15 protein-coding genes and 1 pseudogene are annotated in these 16,947 nt (G+C 58.7%); 10 read left to right on the forward strand and 6 right to left on the reverse strand.

The features are described from left to right. Both ACVWZJ_RS13285 and ACVWZJ_RS13290 read left to right on the forward strand, forming a co-directional pair. A pseudogene (locus tag ACVWZJ_RS13285) lies at nt 1–187 on the forward strand (RNA-guided endonuclease TnpB family protein); the annotation flags it as partial. A gap of 109 nt (nt 188–296) precedes the next feature. Further along, a complete protein-coding gene (locus ACVWZJ_RS13290; protein ID WP_457396359.1) occupies nt 297–1,559 on the forward strand; it encodes a YcjF family protein in 1,263 nt (420 codons plus the stop codon). Here the strand turns inward: ACVWZJ_RS13290 and ACVWZJ_RS13295 are convergent. Together ACVWZJ_RS13295 and hslO are read right to left on the reverse strand one after the other, a co-directional pair. Further along, nucleotides 1,551–2,555 carry a glycosyltransferase family 2 protein gene (locus ACVWZJ_RS13295; protein WP_414349686.1) on the reverse strand — a complete coding sequence of 335 codons (1,005 nt, stop codon included), beginning with the start codon at nt 2,553–2,555 and terminating at the stop codon, nt 1,551–1,553. The genes ACVWZJ_RS13290 and ACVWZJ_RS13295 overlap by 9 nt on opposite strands. Before the next feature lie 47 nt (nt 2,556–2,602). Next, nucleotides 2,603–3,493, reverse strand: coding sequence for an Hsp33 family molecular chaperone HslO (hslO, locus tag ACVWZJ_RS13300; RefSeq protein ID WP_041437303.1), 891 nt, complete (start codon nt 3,491–3,493; stop codon nt 2,603–2,605). Nucleotides 3,494–3,880: 387 nt separating this feature from the next. Here hslO and ACVWZJ_RS13305 point away from each other — a divergent pair, with 387 nt between their 5' ends. From ACVWZJ_RS13305 to ACVWZJ_RS13320, 4 genes are all read left to right on the forward strand, one after another. Then, the gene (locus ACVWZJ_RS13305; RefSeq protein ID WP_011433053.1) at nt 3,881–4,366 is read left to right on the forward strand and encodes a globin family protein; all 486 of its coding nucleotides are present in this window, start codon (nt 3,881–3,883) and stop codon (nt 4,364–4,366) included. A 63-nt stretch (nt 4,367–4,429) separates the two neighbouring features. Next, on the forward strand, nt 4,430–4,915 hold the full coding sequence (apcB, locus tag ACVWZJ_RS13310) for an allophycocyanin subunit beta (protein ID WP_011433054.1): 486 nt from the start codon (nt 4,430–4,432) through the stop codon (nt 4,913–4,915). Nucleotides 4,916–5,081: 166 nt separating this feature from the next. Further along, nucleotides 5,082–5,285 carry a phycobilisome linker polypeptide gene (locus ACVWZJ_RS13315; protein WP_011433055.1) on the forward strand — a complete coding sequence of 68 codons (204 nt, stop codon included), beginning with the start codon at nt 5,082–5,084 and terminating at the stop codon, nt 5,283–5,285. 133 nt (nt 5,286–5,418) lie between these two features. Further along, nucleotides 5,419–6,447: an ABC transporter ATP-binding protein gene (locus ACVWZJ_RS13320; protein ID WP_011433056.1), complete on the forward strand. Its 1,029-nt coding sequence runs from the start codon at nt 5,419–5,421 to the stop codon at nt 6,445–6,447. Nucleotides 6,448–6,577: 130 nt separating this feature from the next. Here ACVWZJ_RS13320 and ACVWZJ_RS13325 read toward each other — a convergent pair whose 3' ends face one another. Further along, complete coding sequence (locus ACVWZJ_RS13325) at nt 6,578–8,218, reverse strand: 2-isopropylmalate synthase (RefSeq protein ID WP_011433057.1); 1,641 nt, start codon at nt 8,216–8,218, stop codon at nt 6,578–6,580. 59 nt (nt 8,219–8,277) lie between these two features. Continuing rightward, a complete protein-coding gene (locus tag ACVWZJ_RS13330; RefSeq protein WP_011433058.1) occupies nt 8,278–9,192 on the reverse strand; it encodes an arylamine N-acetyltransferase family protein in 915 nt (304 codons plus the stop codon). A gap of 251 nt (nt 9,193–9,443) precedes the next feature. On the opposite strand from ACVWZJ_RS13330, the gene ACVWZJ_RS13335 reads away from it, so the two are divergent. From ACVWZJ_RS13335 to ACVWZJ_RS13345, 3 genes are all read left to right on the forward strand, one after another. After that, entirely contained in the window at nt 9,444–9,725 is a 282-nt protein-coding gene (locus ACVWZJ_RS13335) for a MoaD/ThiS family protein (RefSeq protein WP_011433059.1), read from the forward strand. Nucleotides 9,726–9,784: 59 nt separating this feature from the next. Further along, a complete protein-coding gene (locus ACVWZJ_RS13340; protein WP_011433060.1) occupies nt 9,785–11,923 on the forward strand; it encodes a polyribonucleotide nucleotidyltransferase in 2,139 nt (712 codons plus the stop codon). Between the two features lie 175 nt (nt 11,924–12,098). Next, entirely contained in the window at nt 12,099–14,285 is a 2,187-nt protein-coding gene (locus ACVWZJ_RS13345; RefSeq protein ID WP_011433061.1) for a CHASE2 domain-containing protein, read from the forward strand. Nucleotides 14,286–14,864: 579 nt separating this feature from the next. Here ACVWZJ_RS13345 and ACVWZJ_RS13350 read toward each other — a convergent pair. Further along, nucleotides 14,865–15,086 (reverse strand): high light inducible protein, encoded by a 222-nt coding sequence (locus ACVWZJ_RS13350; RefSeq protein ID WP_011433062.1) that lies wholly within the window; start codon nt 15,084–15,086, stop codon nt 14,865–14,867. A gap of 196 nt (nt 15,087–15,282) precedes the next feature. On the opposite strand from ACVWZJ_RS13350, the gene ACVWZJ_RS13355 reads away from it, so the two are divergent. Then, complete coding sequence (locus ACVWZJ_RS13355; protein ID WP_011433063.1) at nt 15,283–15,765, forward strand: pyridoxamine 5'-phosphate oxidase family protein; 483 nt, start codon at nt 15,283–15,285, stop codon at nt 15,763–15,765. A gap of 67 nt (nt 15,766–15,832) precedes the next feature. On the opposite strand, the gene ACVWZJ_RS13360 is transcribed toward ACVWZJ_RS13355, so the two are convergent. After that, nucleotides 15,833–16,771, reverse strand: coding sequence for an alpha/beta fold hydrolase (locus ACVWZJ_RS13360; RefSeq protein WP_041436448.1), 939 nt, complete (start codon nt 16,769–16,771; stop codon nt 15,833–15,835). Nucleotides 16,772–16,947 lie beyond the last annotated feature (176 nt).

Here is a 16,947-nt window from a genome sequence, read left to right on the forward strand (position 1 = left end):
CTACCGCAGTGGCAAGTCGTTCAAGTGTGGGCACTGTGGATGGGAAGGGGATGCGGATTTGAATGGTGCGAATGTGATTGCGCTCTTGGGGGCTGCCGTAAACCAGCCTGGAGGTCCGGGCTTGTTTTGTTCTCTGGTAGAGCAGAGCAGGCCCAGGGCTACTGAAAGCCCGCTCCGTACCGCTTAGCGGTCGGAGCCGGGTAGTTTACTCTCCGGTATCGGAAGAAACTTGGCAGTAGGATCCGCCCTGAACTACCTTTGTGGGGCTATCGGCCTTAGGGGAAGAAGCAAGAAGCATGTCTCAGAAAAGCCCATCCTTCTTAGAGAAACTGACTGACCTAACCCGCCAAATTGTTGACCGTGCCCGAGGCATCCCAGAAGCTTCTGAATCTCTCGAGAAGCCAGAAGCCTTTAAGTCTTTCTGGAATTCGGTGTCTCAGATACTACAGAAGGACCTCCTAGAGGCGCAGACAGAGTTGGGCCACTGCAACATCCTGGTCATTGGCAAAAGCGGGGTGGGCAAGAGCACCTTGGTCAATGCAGTGTTTAGAGATGAGCTGGCCCGTACCGGTGTTGGCAGCCCCGTCACCCGCCACATTCGTCAGTATTCCAAGCCAGGTTGCCCAATCACCATCTACGATACACCTGGCATGGAACTAGACGGTGAACAGAATCAGCAAGTTCGCCTGGAGGTTTCCCAGCTTATCGAGGAGCTGCGCTTTAAGGATCCTGAACATCACATCCATCTTGTTTGGTACTGCCTCCACCACGAACTGAAGCGGTTGGAGGAAGTTGAACGCAAATGGCTAAAGGAGTTGGAACTCAAAGACGTTCCCGTCATCTTGGTCTTAACCCAATGCTTGGAATATCCCAATCCTGAAGAGAGCGAGTTTTTCCGGTATTTGCAGCATCAAAATTTGCCTGTCCGCTACATTGTTCCCGTTTTGGCCCGCAACAAGGCGATTAACCGGCAAATTACCATTCCTGCCCACGGGCTGGAGCACCTAATTGGCTGCACGCTAGAGCTTTTGCCGGAAGTGGCTCGCCTTGCCTTTATCCGCCAGCAATTGCTGCGGGTGGATCTCAAAGCCGAGGCTGCCTTTAAGTACGTATCAGGCTATGTGGCCAGTGCAGCGTTTATCGGGGCAGTGCCCCTTCCCTTTGCAGATGCCCCTCTGTTGGTTACAGCCCAAGCAGGCATGATTGCCAATATCAGCTTTATTTTTGGCTTCGAGGCTTCCCCTTCTTTTTACTACTCTTTGATAGCCGCTTTGGCAGGCACTACAATTACAACAGCAATCGGGCGAACGATTGTGTCCAACTTGCTGAAGATGATTCCCGGCCCGGGGATTGTAGGCAGCGCTATCCAATCCACTACGGCAGCCACCCTCACTCTCTCTCTGGGCCTGGCCTATATCGAGCTGATGAAGGCCATCGCCCGCGCCAAAATCCAAGGGATCCAGCTATCTCCAGAAGAGATGAAAGATATCTTTATACGCGAGTACCAAAGTTATGTTGCCTCGGGATCCAAAACTCTGAAAGATGACTTTTCATCCTAGCTTTTGCGTAGGTACTGAATCTAGGGCAGGGGAAGGTCGTGGGGTCTCAAACCCAAAGGTGCCATCGACCAGGTAGAGGGGGCGGCCTTTCACTTCTTCAAAAACGCGGCCTAAATACTCGCCAATCACGCCCAAGCTGATCAGCTGGATCCCGCCCAAAAACAAGATCATCACCGCTAAAGAGGCATAGCCAGGTACATCGGAGCCAAAGAGCAAGGTGCGGATGATGAGAAAAAGGCCATACAAAAAGGCTGGAACCGAGATCGCCAACCCTATGTAGCTCCACACCCGCAACGGCCAAGAGCTAAAAGAGGTGATGCCTTCTATGGCTAGGTTCCACAGCCGCCAGTAGTTCCACTGGGTTTTGCCGCGAAAGCGGGGGGCGCGATCGTAAAAAATGGCCGTTTGCCGGTAGCCCACCCAGGCAAAGATCCCTTTCATAAAGCGGGTGCGCTCTCGCAGCTGTTTAACTGCCTCCACCACCTGCCGATCCAGCAGTCGAAAATCCCCCGTATTGCGCGGGATCCGCACCTGGCTGAGTTGATCAATCAACCAATAGAAGCCGTTGGCTGTAAAGCGTTTTAGCCAGCTCTCCCCGCGGCGGCTGCGACGCACTGCATAAACCACCTGATAGCCTTGCCGCCACTGCTGCAGCATCTCCGGGATCAGCTCCGGCGGATCTTGCAAGTCGGCATCGATGGGAACAACAGCTCGACCAGAGGCGTGATCGAGGCCGGCAGTAAGGGCGATCTCCTTGCCATAGCAACGGGAAAGGTTCACCACTTTGATACGGGGATCCCGACGATGGAAGGCAATGAGCTTTTCCAGCGTGTTGTCTTGGCTGCCATCGTTGACGCAGATAATCTCGTAGGGGATCCCCAGCGGCTCCAAGGTAAGTTGCAGGCGTTCGAACAGGTGTTCCAGGTTGTCCGCCTCATTTTTGCAGGGGACAACAACCGATAATTCAACCAACTCAACCGGGGGCTCAGACAACATCGAGAGGTGTCAGAATCGGGATCCCGTAGTTGGCCATCATTGTGCCATCAGGGGGTGGCCGACATCTCCGCCACAATCGAGCGCAGCTCGTCTTCCGAGATGCGGTAGACCTCGTTGCAGAATTGGCAAACCGCTTCTGCCCCCTTGTCGGTGTGGATCATATCGAGCAACTCGTCCCGCCCCAGCATGCGCAGGGCCCCCTTCACTCGGTCGGAATTGCACTTGCAGTAGAAGCGGATGGTGCGCATTTCCGGCGCAATTTTCAGATCCAGGTCGCCCAGGCAAAGTTGCAACAGCTCCCGCAAGCCGCCGCCGCAAGCCAACATCGGGCTAAATTCTTCCACTTTGGCCAAACGGGCTTCCATCTCTGGGATCAGACTGGCCGGCGCCCCTGGCATCAGCTGCAACAACACTCCGCCGGCGGCGCGTACCCGCTGTGAGTCGAGATTTACTCCCAGAAGGACTGCCGAGGGAATCTGCTCTGAGGAGGAGAGGTAGTAGGTGATGTCGTCTCCCACCTCTCCCGAAACCAGCTCCACCGCGCTGGTGTAAGGCTGGCCATACCCCAGATCCCGCAGCACATGGAGGTAGCCATAGCGCCCAACGGCTTGGCCCACATCCAACTTGCTCTCGGCAGTGAGAGGAAGCTCAATGGCGGGGTTGCTCACATACCCGCGTACCGTGCCATCCAAGCCGGCATCCACCCAGATGTTGCCCAAGGGGCCATTCCCTTTCAGTTGCAGGTTAATCCGCGCCTGGCGTCGCTTCAAGTTGGCCGCCAGCAACAGGGCTGCGCTCATGGCCCGCCCCAAGGCCACTGTCGCCACATAGGAGAGCTTGTGCCGCTCCCTTGCCTCTTGTACCGCCTGGGTGGCCACCAAGCCCACCACTCGGATTTTGCCTTCTGCCGCCGTGGCCCGGATGAGGTGATCCGGCAGAGATGAGGGCGTACCCTCAGAAATACCTTTCGCTCGCTTCAATCGTTCTGACCCAGAGGCATCCGTCATCGCAACCTCAACGCATGTCTTAAACCAAGCCTGCAGGGATCCCCTGGCGACTCAGCCTTCATTCTAAGTGAGTCTAAGTGAGATTGTAGCCCCTCTCTTGCCGGACTTTGGGGAGGGAACTGCCCTGTCGGGGCGGGAATGAGACTGTCCGCTCTGAAAGACCTACGCAACACTGGTCGCGCCAGCGGGACGGCCCTTTTCTGGGAGAGATTTTAAGAAGTGTGAAGATCTGAGATGGCAGACGGCAAGCATATCGGAAAATAACTTGCGGGTATGCTCGTCATACTCTTTAAAAAATCGACTTGAGGATGGATATCCATGAGTGTTGTTACGAAATCGATTGTGAACGCGGACGCGGAGGCCCGCTACCTCAGCCCGGGGGAACTGGATCGGATCAAGTCCTTTGTCACCTCGGGCGAGAAGCGGTTGCGCATTGCTCAAGTCTTAACCGAGTCTCGTGAGCGCATCGTCAAACAAGCTGCCGACCAACTCTTCCAGAAGCGCCCCGACATTGTCTCTCCGGGGGGCAATGCCTACGGGGAAGAGATGACGGCGACTTGCCTGCGCGATATGGACTACTACCTGCGCCTGATCACTTACGGCATCATTGCCGGCGATGTCACCCCGATTGAAGAGATCGGCCTGGTGGGTGTCCGCGAGATGTACAACTCCCTGGGCACACCCATTCCGGCGGTGGCCGAGAGCATTCGTCAAATGAAGCAGGTGGCCATGGGTCTGCTCTCTCCTGACGATGCGGCTGAAGCCGGCTACTACTTCGACTTTGTGGTGGGGGCAATGAGCTAATCCCTCATTGTTTTTGCCGCACAACCCTTTGCTGTTCGTCGATTTGGATTTAGGAAGCTCATCATGCAAGACGCAATTACTGCTGTAATCAACAGCTACGATGTTCAAGGCAAGTATCTGGACAGCTCGGCCATGGAGAAGTTGAAAGCCTTCTTCGCCACAGGCGAGCTGCGGGTGCGGGCGGCTGCCACCATCGCGGCCAATGCCTCCACCATCGTCAAGGATGCTGCTGCCAAGGCGTTGCTGTACTCTGATCTCACCCGTCCTGGCGGCAACATGTACACCACCCGTCGCTATGCTGCCTGCATCCGCGACATGGACTACTACCTGCGCTACGCCACCTACGCCATGCTGGCCGGGGATCCCTCCATTCTGGACGAGCGGGTGCTGAACGGGCTCAAGGAGACCTACAATTCCCTGGGAGTGCCCATTGGGGCAACCATCCAGGCCATCCAAGCCATGAAAGAGGTAACTGCCGCTCTGGTGGGTGCTGAGGCCGGCAAGGAAATGGGGGTGTACTTCGATTACATCTGCTCTGGCCTGAGCTAACTCCCGGCGTCATTGCCTCAGGGGAGGTGCATTCTTCAACGAGCACGGCGGGCGATTTGCCACAGGGATCTGGTGTGCTAGCTGAAGTACGCGAGCTTTCTGGGGTGAGTCGCCTGTTTTGCTGGTCAAGATAGCCCATTTTGTTGTTGAGCGGGGATCCCATATCATGCGCATGTTCAAGATCACGGCCTGTGTGCCCAGCCAAACCCGAATTCGCACCCAGCGGGAGCTGCAAAATACCTACTTCACCAAGCTGGTGCCCTATGAGAACTGGTTTCGGGAACAGCAGCGCATCCAGAAATCGGGTGGCCGCATCCTGAAGGTGGAGCTGGCCACGGGTAAGCCTGGGATGGACGTAGGACTGCTGTAGTTCCCCTATTCGTTCGTTGCTTTCCCTCGGATACTGAGAAATAGCCCTCTGCAGATCCGGTATGCCCAGCTCTGGAAGCTCTGTTCTTGGGGTTGGGGTAGCGGATCTGGCCGTTTTGTAGGGGTGGGGGTAGATGTTGCCTGATGTGCCGACCCGGTTGGAGCCAATCATCGCTGCCCACAACCTGAGCAAGGTTTACCCGGTGGCCGTCAAGGATCCCGGAGTGGTTGGCACCCTGCGCCACTTTTTTCGCCGCACCTATCGCCACATCCCGGCGGTGCAGTCCGTGAGCTTTCAAGTTCAGCCGGGGGAGATGGTGGGATTCTTGGGGCCCAACGGGGCGGGCAAGACCACGACCCTCAAGATGTTGACCGGTTTGATCTATCCGTCCGGCGGCACGGTGCAGGTGGTCGGCCATGTGCCTTACCGCCGGGAGCCGGCGTTTTTGCGGCAGATCACCCTGGTGATGGGACAGAAGCAGCAGCTCATTTGGGATCTGCCGGCAATGGACTCTCTGCGCATCAACGCTGCCGTTTACGAGATCCCTGAGAAGGAGTTTCGGGAGCGGGTGGGGGAGCTGGCAGAGCTGCTCGACCTAGAAAGCAAGCTGAAGCAACCGGTGCGCAAGCTCTCGCTGGGGGAGCGGATGAAGGCGGAGCTGTTGGCGGCTCTGTTGCACCGCCCGCAGATCTTGTTTTTGGACGAGCCCACCTTGGGGTTGGATGTCAACGCCCAGGCCGGCGTGCGGCAATTTCTGCGGGACTACAACCGCCGCTATGGAGCAACGGTGCTGTTGACCAGCCATTACATGGCCGATATTACTGCGCTGTGCCAACGGGTGCTGGTCATCAACGCGGGGCAGCTCATGTACGATGGCGACCTCGAGGCATTGCTGGAGCGCTTTGCCCCCTACCGAGAGGTGAGGTTGAAATTGGCTCGCCCTTGCCCTGTTGCCCAACTGCAGCTCTATGGAGAGGTGCGCACGGACGGGGATCCGGGCAGCTGTGAGGCGCGGCTGTGGGTGCAGCGGGAGCAGCTCACCCAAACGGTGGCCAAGCTCTTGGCAGAGCTGGATGTGCTGGATCTAACGGTAACCGACCCGCCCATCGAGGAAGTGATCGGGCGGGTGTTTGCGGATGGGATCCCTTCGGCCAGCCCATAGGGTCATTTGCAACAGGGTTAGGTTGAGCGTGGGCTCCCTTCTTCCCCAAGAGGAGAGGGGCTGGGGGTGAGGGTCAGCAGCGAAGGATCCCAGCTTTGTTGGAAACGACTGGGATTCCCTAACCCTTCCCTCAGATCTTCTGGGCAGCAGCCTCGCGCTGGTCAGCCGTCGAGCGTGCCGCGTGCAGCGCAGAGTAGAGCTTGTTGAGGGCATTCATGTAGGCTTGGGCCGAAGCGACGATGATGTCGGTGTTGGCGGCATGGCCGGAAAAGATGCGGTCTTCGTGGCGCAGGCGGATGGTGACTTCCCCAATGGCGTCGATGCCGGCAGTAACCGATTGGACAGAAAACTCGATTAACTTGTTGGGGATATTGACAATGCGGTTGATGGCCTTGTACACCGCATCCACCGGGCCTGTGCCCACGGCAGCGTCCACCCGCTCTTCCCCTTCCGGGGTTACCAGGCGCACCGTGGCAGTGGGAGCCTCTCGATTGCCACACACCACTTGGACATGCTCCAGGCGGTAGAGTTCGGGCACCGGGCGAGTTTCGTCGTTAACAATCGCTTCCAGATCCAGGTCGGAGATTTCTTTTTTCTTGTCAGCCAGCTCTTTGAAGCGCAAGAAGGCCTTGTTCAGATCCTGCTCCGACAGCTCGAACCCCAGTTCTTTGAGGCGGTTGCGAAAGGCGTTGCGGCCCGAGTGCTTGCCCAACACCAAGGTGCTCGATTGCAGGCCGATGGTCTGTGCATCCATGATCTCATAGGTCTGGCGGTTCTTCAACATGCCGTCCTGGTGGATGCCAGATTCGTGGGCAAAGGCGTTGGAGCCGACGATAGCCTTGTTGGGCTGCACCAACATGCCAGTGAGGTTGGAGACGAGGCGCGAGGTGCGATAGATCTCCTGAGTTTTGATGTGGGTGAGGGGCTTCTCGGAGTCCACCGGCAGGCCGAAGTAGGGGTTGAAGTAGCTGCGCCGCACATGCAAGGCCATCACCAACTCTTCCAGGGCTGTGTTGCCGGCCCGCTCACCAATGCCGTTGACCGTCACTTCCACCTGACGGGCGCCCTGCTTAATCGCTTCCAAGAAGTTGGCCACCGAGACGCCCAGATCGTCGTGGCCGTGCACAGAAAGGATCGCTTGCTTGATGTTGGGCACATTTTCGCGGATGCCCTTGATCAGTTGGCCGAACTCCTCCGGCATGACGTAGCCGACGGTATCGGGGATGTTGATGGTTTTGGCCCCCGCCCGAATGGCCGCCTCGACGACCTGGTATAGGAACTCTGGGTCAGAGCGGGTGGCATCCATCATGGAAAACTCCACATCCTCCACGAAGGACTTGGCGTAGGCCACCATCTCTTCGGCAATTTGCAGCACCTCAGCGCGGGTTTTGCGCAACTGATACTTCAGGTGAATGTCGGAGGTGGAGATGAAGGTGTGGATGCGGGGCTTGGCAGCAGGCTTTAGGGCGGCGGCGGCGGCCTCAATGTCCGGCTTGAGGGCGCGGGCCAGGCTGCAAATCACAGGGCCATCGGGGGTTCCCACCTGCTCGGCCACCTTCTGCACGGCCTCAAAGTCACCAGGGCTGGCATAGGCAAATCCCGCTTCGATGATATCGACGCCCAGCCGGGCCAACTGCCGGGCAATGGCCAGCTTTTCTTCGGTGTTGAGGGTGGCGCCGGGGCACTGCTCCCCGTCTCGCAGGGTGGTGTCGAAAATGAGTACATGATCCAAAGCTTGGCCATCAAACCCGGCGACCGCGGCAGCATCCATAACGGTTACTGAGATAACGAAACATTGCCTTACTATTTTGACATTAACTGGCAGGGGTTCTAGCCTTGTTTGGGGAAGATTTGGGTGGGCTCTGTTGAGACGTCATTGGGCTTGGGTCTTGCAACCTTTCCCCTCGGATCCCCAGCGGCGGCAGGAGATGGGGGAAGGCAGATCCCGAAGGCGCAGGCGAGCAGTTGTTCATACTCTTTTTCATCCCTGAGAGGGCGTTCCCAGCGGCCTTCTGGGGTGGTCTCGATCCACTTAAAAGAGCCATTGGCGCGGGCGGTGAGGGTGACCCGTCCGGTCGGAGTGGCCAGGGTGCAAAGGCGCAGCCGGGTAAACATCGATTCTGGCGAAGTTTGGTGAAAGTGGCACATGGGCTCGAACTCCTGCAGGGAGCGTGGGATCCGATCCAGAAGAAATAGAGTTTTCCAGGTGCGATCCGGCTGTTCCTGCTGAATGAGCCAATAACGGCAAGCAGTGGGATCCCCTGGCCAAAGGGTGAGGCGGTAGCGTCCTTCAGCCTGGGCTTGAATCCCGGGATCCCCCAGCCGCAACGGCTCGCGAAAGGCCTCCCCATACCCCACATCTGCCAGCCAGGCTTCATCGCCGATGTTCACCTGCACAGCCAAGTGGTTGCACTCAGGTCCAAAGCGGACATCGGACTCCGACCGGCTCACCTGTCCTGAGAGTAGGTGTACCGAAAACCCCATTCCCTGCAAGGCAGCGGCCAGCAGGCTGTTCAGCTCAAAGCAAAAGCCGCCCCGCCGCTCTCGGACGATTTTTTGGAACAAGAAATCCCGCTCCAGGCGAATGGCACGACCCCGATGAATGTCCAGATTTTCAAACGGCACCCGCAGCAGGTGGGCTAGGTGGATCTGGCGGAGGGTTTGCAGGGTGGGCTGGGTGGGGCCAACGTAGCCAATCCGATCCAAGTAGGCCCTGATTTGGGAGGGGGTCAGTGGCTCTAGCATCAGCACAGAAGCCGGTTGGCTGCCAAGCAAGCTTTTGGCCTACCCTAGCCTTGCCCCGGATCCCCGGCCAGAGCCAGAAGAACAGTTCACTGGAATCTGAAAGACGGCATCTTTTCCCCGGAGCCGATTTTTCTGTGGCTGTAGGGATCCCTGATGAGTAGGAGATGGGCAGAGGATTCTGGTGGACAAACCGGCCAAAGATTGCCCAAGATTGTCCACAAGATCGTTCAAAGCAGGTGGGAGCACTGTCAATGGTTGCTGCCCAAAATCCAGCCCCCGATGAGCTTTTTCCCATCACGCTGAAGCTCTTTGCCATCTATCAAGAAGTGATCGGACAAACTGAAATGTGCCTGCAGGTGAGCCCCGGTACCACCGTCGGGCAGCTGTGCGATCAACTGATCCAGCGCTACCCCAGCTTGGCTCCTTGGCGCTCCCAAACGCGCTTCGGTCTCAACCTCAATTTTGTAGCTGCCGACACTCCCCTATCGGCGGGAGACGAAGTCGTCCTGATCCCTCCGGTCAGCGGGGGCTGAAAAGGAGCAAAAGGAGAATGCTACGATAGCGGCAAGAAAAAAAGAAGGCGAAGCGTTACATGGCAGAATACACTCGGTCGATTTCCTTTTATGGGCGGGAAATTGACATCAATATTGGGCTGATGGCCCCCCAGGCAGGGTGTGGGGTTTGGCTGACTTCGGGCGAAACCTCGATTTTGGTTACCGCCACACGGCAGCCAGGCCGGCCTGGCGTTGATTTTATGCCCTTGTTGGTCGATTACGAAGAGCGCCTCTACGCAGCGGGGCGGATCCCAGGGGGATATCTGCGGCGAGAAGGCCGGCCACCGGAACGGGCCACTTTGATCTCTCGCTTAATAGACCGACCCATTCGTCCGTTGTTCCCGGAATGGCTGCGGGATGATGTGCAGGTGGTGGCCACCACCCTCTCGGTGGACGATACGGTGCCGCCCGATGTGTTGTGTATTTTGGGAGCCTCGTTAGCCATTCACGGCGCTCGCATCCCCTTCAATGGCCCCGTGGCGGCGGTGCGGGTGGGCTTGGTCAAGGATGAATTTATCCTCAACCCCACCTATGCCGAAATTGAGGCGGGCGATCTGGATCTGGTGGTGGCCGGCTGTGCCGATGGCGTGATCATGGTGGAAGCCGGGGCCAACCAACTGCCGGAAAAGGATGTGGTGGAGGCCATCGAGTTTGGTTTTGAGGCCATCCAGGAGCTGCTCAAAGCCCAACAGCAAGTCCTGGCGGATCTCAACATCACCCCGGTAGAGCTGCCCCCTCCCCCCAAAAACGAGGAGCTGATTGCCTTTGTAGAAGAGCAGGCTCAGGAGGGCATTCGCTCCATTCTCAGGCAGTTTTTGGACAAGACCAGCCGGGAACAGCAACTGGAGGAGCTCAAGGCCAAGCTGGAGGCCCAAATCCAGGAACGGCCAGAGGGGGATCCCTTGCGGCTCTATCTTCTGGAAAACCCCAAAGAGTTGGACAACCAGTTCAAGGCTCTGCTCAAGAAGCTGATGCGCCAGCAAATCCTGCAAGAGGGGGTGCGGGTAGATGGACGCAAGCTGGACGAGGTGCGACCGGTCTCTTGCCGGGTGGGTTTGATCCCAAGGGTTCACGGCAGTGCCTTGTTCAATCGCGGCCTCACCCAAGTCCTTTCCATCACTACCCTCGGCACGCCCGGCGATGCCCAGGAGCTGGACGACTTGCACCCGGTGGATGAGAAGCGCTACATGCACCACTACAATTTTCCGGGCTTTTCGGTGGGAGAAACGCGGCCTTCACGCTCGCCGGGACGGCGGGAGATTGGTCATGGGGCGCTGGCGGAGCGGGCCTTGGTGCCGGTGCTGCCCAAGGAAGAGGAGTTTCCCTACGTGGTGAGGGTGGTGTCGGAAGTGCTCTCCTCCAACGGCTCCACCTCGATGGGATCCGTCTGTGGCTCTACCCTTTCTCTGATGGATGCCGGGGTGCCGATCAAAGCGCCGGTCAGCGGGGTGGCCATGGGCCTTATTAAGGAGGGGGATGAGGTGCGCATCCTCACCGACATCCAGGGGATCGAGGACTTTCTGGGCGACATGGACTTCAAGGTGGCCGGTACGCGGGCGGGGATCACCGCTCTGCAAATGGACATGAAAATCACCGGCATCACCGTTGACGTGGTGGAACAGGCCATCCGGCAAGCCAAGGCCGGACGCGAGTTCATCCTCGACAAGATGCTGGAGACGATTGCTGCGCCTCGACCCCAGTTGGCCAAAACGGCTCCCCGTCTGCTCACGTTCAAGGTGGATCCCGAGGATATCGGCAAGATCATCGGCCCCGGTGGCAAGACCGTGCGCGGCATCACCGAAGCGACAGGGGCCAAGGTGGACATCAGCGACGACGGCACAATCACCGTGTCTTCCTCGGTGGGCGGCCAGGCGGAGGCGGCGCGGGCGATGATCGAAAATCTGGTGCGGCGGGTGGAAGAGGGGCAGGTGTATTTGGGCAAGGTGACCCGCATCATCCCCATCGGCGCTTTTGTGGAGTTTTTGCCCGGCAAAGAGGGCATGATCCACATTTCGCAACTGGCGGAGTACCGCGTCGGCAGGGTGGAAGACGAGGTGGCTGTGGAAGATGAGGTGGTGGTCAAGGTGCGCAGCATCGATCACAAAGGCCGTATCAACCTCACTCGCCTCGGCATTAGCCCTGAGGAAGCAGCGCGGGTGCGCAACCATCACCACTGAGGCTGCGGTTTTCCCCCAGCAACGGGGGGGCCAGGGATCCCCTCGACAGCCGCCGGCAGCGGCCAAAATGGCAGAGAAAACTCCATCGCGACAGCGGTGCGGAGCGCTTTTTAGCTGGCTCGCGTCTGCACTGCCGTTCGTGTGGTCGCGTCAGCGGTGCAAAGCCCTTTGCAATATGCCGGATCCCGTCCCTCCCTTTCTCGTTGGCCAAGGCTATACTTCTCCAGCTCGACTGTCCCCCTCCCGGCGACGGCTGGGCTGGGCGTTGGCTTGGGGCTTGGGTTGGGCTGCTCTGCTTAACCTTTCTGCTCAGCATCCTTTGTTGGTGCGGATGGAGAGCGACGCCCAGGAGTGGCTGTACGCTTGGCGTGGCCCTCAGCAGCCTTCTCCCGAGGTGGTGATCGTCGGCATTGATGGTCGTATAGGACTCGATCGCGACAGCGGTGCGGAGCACGTTCCCGCTAACGGGAACAGCGGACAGGGGGAAAGCAATGGCCGCACCAGTGGTGCAGAGCACCTTGGCCAACATCAAGTTGACTTCCTTCTGGAACGGGCCAACTACGCCGGCCTGACGTTGCGTCTACTGGAAGAAGCTGAGGCCAGGGTGGTGGTGCTAAACCTGCCCAGCAGCTTTGTGGTACCTCAAAACCTGGGCAACGAGAACTTAGATGCCCCTCTGCGTCAGGTGGTGCAGCGCTACCCAGATCGCTTGGTCTTGGCCACCCGCAGCAGCGAGAGCTTTGGCCGCTCCGAGATTAACATCTACAACCATTTTCTGCCCTTCTCTTCTCTGCGGCTGGAGTACCTGGTGCCGCCAGAGCATGTGCAGGGGGTGGTGCAACATCGGGTAGACAGTGCCGGGATCCTGCGCCAGGCCCAGTTGCGGGGGCTCTACCTGCGCCGCGACAGCCAAGAGGAGCAGATGTTCGCCTCGGTCGAGGCTCTGGCTTTTGCCAAATACGACCCGGAGCGGGCCAGCCGCTGGTTTCGCGAGCGGGGGTTGCAGCCGATCCAATTCAACCCCCTCGGATCCCAGCACGGGATCCCCATCATCCCCATCGAACGGGTTTGCCCTCCAGCTGTTCTCCAGGCAGGATCCGGGTCTGTTGCCCCGATGATCAACCCCAGCCAAGCCTGCCGCGGCCAAGAAGGGATCCCTCCCCTCGATCCCGAAGTTGCCGACCAATTGCGGGACAAAATTGTCCTGGTGGGTTTTGTGGGCGGCTACCCCGAAACCTTCCCAGTGCGGACTGCGGATGGATCCCAGATTGCGGCGGTGGAGCTGCAGGCGCAAGTCCTCTCCAGCCTGCTCACCGGGGAGGTCTACCAATCCGTGCCGGGGGGGGTGGCGGTTGCGGTGGTCTTGCTGCTGGGAGTGGGAACGGGACTGCTTTTGGTGCTTTATCGTCCCCCCCTACGTTCGCGTCAGCGGTGCGGAGCACTTTTGAGCCCTTGGGGCTGGAAGCAACAGCAGTTTCTCCTGCGGCCTGTGGTGGGGCTTGCCGTTTACGAAGGGTGGGCTGTGGCCCAGTTTCTACTGGGGCGTTGGGTTTGGCCTCTCGTCTTGCCGGCCCTGGCCAGTGGGCTAACGGGGGTGAGCCTGCTGCTCACTTTGGTCATTGTGGAGAATCAAGAACGGCTCTTGGCCCAGCAACAGGAACTGGAGCGCCTGCGCCGAGCCGAACAGGAGGCCGCCATTGACCAGGCTCGCAAGCTGCTCTACCGAGTAGCCACCGACATTCACGATCGCGAGCTGCAGGAGCTGAAGGTGGTGATGGACAACTTGGAGAGCTTGCAATGGCAGCAGCACCAGGGAAAAGCTCCCGATCCCACCGTCTACGACCACCTGCTCGAGCAACTGGAGAGGATCGGACGCGGGATCCGGAATCAGCTCAACGATGTGCGCACCCTAGCCGCCAAGCTGCGCATCTCCCCCAGCTTGCGAGAGGGGTTGCATCGCGGCATCGAGATCTATCTGGACGAGCTGATCCAAGCGGGCAGCCTGACGCTGTCTGTGGAGCGCCAACTGCAACCTCTGCAGGAGCCCAACACCGGCGAGTGGTTTGATCAGCGAGAAGACATCTTGCGCTTTTTGCGGGAGGCCATCGGCAATGTCATCGCCCATGTACAACCCCCCAAAGGCAATGCTTCCTTTGTCAAGGTGTCGCTGGCCCAAACGGAGCGCCACTGCTGCCTTTCCGTGGTCAACGATGGTATCGAGTACGCTCCCGGCCTCAGCGGCGGCTACGGCAGCAAGGCCATGAACACCATCGCCCGCTATCTACCCAAGGGATCTTGGCACCGCACCCGCACCCCGGAAGGCCATACCCATGTCGAGCTGCACTGGGAGATGCCGCTCTGAAAGACCTACACAGCACTGAACAGAACAGATTTTTGCTCAGCGCTGTTGCTTTCTTCCTGCTTCAGCAACCCTTGACTAGCGGTAGGTTTTAGACCTACCACCCCGCCAGAGGAGTCTCCACAGGCGTTAGCTTGTCGGGGTGTGGGGTTAGCTAAGCCCCGCACTGTACCCGTAGCGTCAGTGTCGGGATACAGATACCCCCACATGGTGTATGGTGAGAGTAGTTGCACAAAACGGCTTTTGCCGGAATCTGGTGCAGCTACGCGGTGGGACATCCCGTGTCTGCTCGCAGAGGGTTCTTGCGTAGGCTCCCCAATGAAGCGAGAAGCCCACACTGTACCCGTAGGGTCAGTGATGGGAGTATGTCACTTCCCCCAGAGCTTGGGGTACATTTCAAACGGTAGCTGGGGTCTAGAAACATAAACCTAACCACCCGCTCCCTGCACACTCGCACAACTGCCTAGCGTTTGCACATCAGGTTGTAGAGAATTGTGCAACAAAGTGAGGACTCCGTCCCACTATCGCGAACAGTCAATCGGCGATTAGAGACAGCCCTCTTCCTAGGAAGCGTTCTTTGGCTTATCGGCCCAGGGACTGCAGCCAGCCAATCAGGGTGGTACCAGACAGAGCTTCAAACAGGATCAGGGCAACAAAGCCGATCATTGCCAAGCGCCCGTTCAAGCGCTCTGCATAGTCGGTGAAGCCCACGCGGGGGGTGCTATCCACATACATTTCTGGCTCAATGGCGTAGTTGTTCAGCCGACCGCCTTCTTCGACGACGACGGAGCGATATCGGGTCATAGGGTTCTCCTCGTGCTTTCTTTCCCAGCGTAGCTCGCTTTGCGTAGGATTGTAAAGTTTTATTTACAACGTTAATGCCCAACGCTCCGAGCTGCCGGGCAGAGTTCAACCAGGCCAGGAACAGCCTGTAAGCAGGGTTGTGGCTCTTGTCCCAGTACAGGGGAGCTGATAATAGCAAGGGGACTGGAGGACAACCATGTCGGTGCTGGAACAGTTAAATATGCTGCTGGATGGCCAGCCGGTGGCCAGCTTGGCGGTGCTGGAGCAGGGATCCCCGGCGGTGTCGTTGGTGCCTTTTGTGGTGCAGCGGGATCCCTTGCGCTTTGCCATTGTCATCAGCGATCTTTCTGCCCACACCCAGGCTTTGCGGGCGGATCCCCGGGCCGCGCTACTCATCCACGAGCCGCCCACCCCAGGGGATCCCCGCAGTAACCATGCCCTGTCGCGGGTGATGGTGAGCGGAGAAGCCCAGTTTCTCAGCCGCGAAGAGGCGCAAGCGCAGGGGTTTGAGGCCCTCTATCGCGCCAAGTACGAGATTGCCGAGATGATCCTGGGCTTGGCGGATTTTCACTTCTGTCAGATCGTCCCCAAAACTGGTAGCTTCATCCAGGGGTTTGGCCATGCATTCCGGCTGAGGGGCCCCAACCTGGATCAACTGGAGCACCTTGGTCGGGCGTAGATTATGAGAATTCCAAGGGCAGCCCGCGCCATCCTTGAGCCCAGGGAAGCTCTTGCTGCGCCGCTTCCTAGCTCCCCTCTTCTGGGGGGAGAGAATGGAGTCCTTTCTCAGGTTTTCGGGTGGGATCCCGGATCCAGTCCAACAGCAGCGGGTTGACCAGCTCGGGGGCTTCATCCTGGGGGCAATGGCCGACCCCCGGCAATGGGATGAACCCCACCACGCAAGGAAACTCTGCCAGGGCCCGCCCCAGAGCAATGGGTTCCCAGGGATCCGCTTCCCCCCACAAGATCAAGACGGGACAGGTGAGCTGAGGCAAGAGATCTTCAGCCAAAGGCCCCTGAGAATAGCGCACAAAGGCCAAAAAGACCTCTGCCGCCCCCGGCTCCAAAGCGGGTTTGAGCAAAAGCTGGATCAGCTCCTCGGTAACCGCTTCTTTGCGCCCGTAGGCTTGGAGGAGGATATTGCGAATGGCCCTAGCCTGGGCCACCTGAGCAAAGAAGAAACGACCAAAGGGGGGCCACCCCAGCAGGGATTGCAGCAAAGGGGTGAACCGGCGGCGCAGCCAGGAGACCTGGCCCCGTTTCCGCTCGTGCAACAGCCGCAGCGAGGGATCCAACATCGCTACCCCTAAAACCTGGGCCGGATCCAGAACCGCCGCCTGCAAAGCCACAATGCAGCCAATCGAGTTGCCCACCAGATAGACTGGCTGGCCCACCACCTCTCGGACAAAGTCTGCCACCAGGGATCCCCAGGTCTCAAAGGTGTAGGGCAAAGGGGATCCCGGCAGGGGCTTGGCGGATCCCCCAAACCCCAACAAATCGACCGCATACACCTGACAGTGCTGCCCCAGCTCCGGCAAATTTTTCCGCCAATGGTCGCTGCTGGCCCCAAAGCCATGGATGAGCAACACGGCTGGGCCTGTGGATCCCGACTGTTGGTAGCGAATGGGCTGGTCACGCCAGAGCCAGCGATGCTCTGTGTTCGCGTTGGCGCTGCATGGCAACATGGGGGTGCAGTGTAGGTTTGAGTCAGCGTTGCGATCCTAACCGTTCGCGACAGCGGGACAAAGTTCTTGTGATCGGGGCAAGTAAACTACCCGGCTCCGACCGCTAAGCGGTACGGAGCGGGCTTTCAGTAGCCCTGAGCCTGCTCTGCTCTACCAGAGAACAAAACAGGCCCGAA

Source organism: Thermostichus sp. OS-CIW-29, assembly GCF_054058195.1.

Bases quoted from the DNA above. Each gene is read 5' to 3' on its own strand.
- ACVWZJ_RS13330 (WP_011433058.1), bottom strand. From the start codon at position 9,192: ATGCTAGAGCCACTGACCCCCTCCCAAATCAGGGCCTACTTGGATCGG.
- ACVWZJ_RS13315 (WP_011433055.1), top strand. From the start codon at position 5,082: ATGCGCATGTTCAAGATCACGGCCTGTGTGCCCAGCCAAACCCGAATT.
- ACVWZJ_RS13340 (WP_011433060.1), top strand. From the start codon at position 9,785: ATGGCAGAATACACTCGGTCGATTTCCTTTTATGGGCGGGAAATTGAC.
- ACVWZJ_RS13360 (WP_041436448.1), bottom strand. From the start codon at position 16,771: ATGTTGCCATGCAGCGCCAACGCGAACACAGAGCATCGCTGGCTCTGG.
- apcB (WP_011433054.1), top strand. From the start codon at position 4,430: ATGCAAGACGCAATTACTGCTGTAATCAACAGCTACGATGTTCAAGGC.
- ACVWZJ_RS13295 (WP_414349686.1), bottom strand. From the start codon at position 2,555: ATGTTGTCTGAGCCCCCGGTTGAGTTGGTTGAATTATCGGTTGTTGTC.
- ACVWZJ_RS13290 (WP_457396359.1), top strand. From the start codon at position 297: ATGTCTCAGAAAAGCCCATCCTTCTTAGAGAAACTGACTGACCTAACC.
- ACVWZJ_RS13345 (WP_011433061.1), top strand. From the start codon at position 12,099: ATGCCGGATCCCGTCCCTCCCTTTCTCGTTGGCCAAGGCTATACTTCT.
- ACVWZJ_RS13325 (WP_011433057.1), bottom strand. From the start codon at position 8,218: ATGGATGCTGCCGCGGTCGCCGGGTTTGATGGCCAAGCTTTGGATCAT.
- ACVWZJ_RS13355 (WP_011433063.1), top strand. From the start codon at position 15,283: ATGTCGGTGCTGGAACAGTTAAATATGCTGCTGGATGGCCAGCCGGTG.
- ACVWZJ_RS13335 (WP_011433059.1), top strand. From the start codon at position 9,444: ATGGTTGCTGCCCAAAATCCAGCCCCCGATGAGCTTTTTCCCATCACG.
- ACVWZJ_RS13305 (WP_011433053.1), top strand. From the start codon at position 3,881: ATGAGTGTTGTTACGAAATCGATTGTGAACGCGGACGCGGAGGCCCGC.
- ACVWZJ_RS13320 (WP_011433056.1), top strand. From the start codon at position 5,419: ATGTTGCCTGATGTGCCGACCCGGTTGGAGCCAATCATCGCTGCCCAC.
- ACVWZJ_RS13350 (WP_011433062.1), bottom strand. From the start codon at position 15,086: ATGACCCGATATCGCTCCGTCGTCGTCGAAGAAGGCGGTCGGCTGAAC.